Source organism: Pseudomonas sp. RIT623 (assembly GCF_004519305.1).
Lineage (GTDB): Bacteria > Pseudomonadota > Gammaproteobacteria > Pseudomonadales > Pseudomonadaceae > Aquipseudomonas.
Window position 1 is genome coordinate 1 of sequence record NZ_SOZA01000097.1, and the last position, 526, is coordinate 526.

At 64.4% G+C, this 526-nt stretch carries 1 protein-coding gene; it reads left to right on the plus strand.

Features of this window, described 5'->3' with window-relative positions:
- Window positions 1–526, plus strand: a 526-nt coding sequence (locus E3U47_RS24815; protein WP_134694195.1) for an immunoglobulin-like domain-containing protein, incomplete at both ends; no start/stop codon positions are given.

Below are 526 nucleotides of genomic sequence, written 5' to 3' on the forward strand. Positions count from 1 at the left end.
CGGCCAGACCGAAGCCGAGTACAGGACCAAGGCCCAGGGCGACGATGTGTTCAAGGACCCAGGTTCGGTCTCGGTCGGTATCAGCGATGCCACCGTCACCGGCAAGACCTTCGAGAACCTCGAGCTCGGCGGCAAGGCCACCGTGCAGATCACCGACACCACCAGTGAAGTGGTCGCGACCCTGTCGGCGGACAAGACCACCGTCAGCGAAGGCGGCCAGATCACCTACACCGTGACCCTGAGCAACGCCCAGGGCCTGTCGGTAACCGGCCACAACGGCCTGACCTTCACTCTCACCGACGGCACCAAAGTGACCATTCCGGCGGGCAGCGCCACCGGCACCATCACCATCAATGCCCCGGACGATGTGTTCATCGGCGGCCAGCCGACCATCAGCAACAAGCTGACCGACGTCACCGGCGCCGACAACTTCGAGAAGCTGACCCTGGGTCAGAACGAAGTGAAGACCACCGTCACCGACGAGCCGGGCTCGGGTACTCCAGGCACCGGCAACCAGGGCGACAAG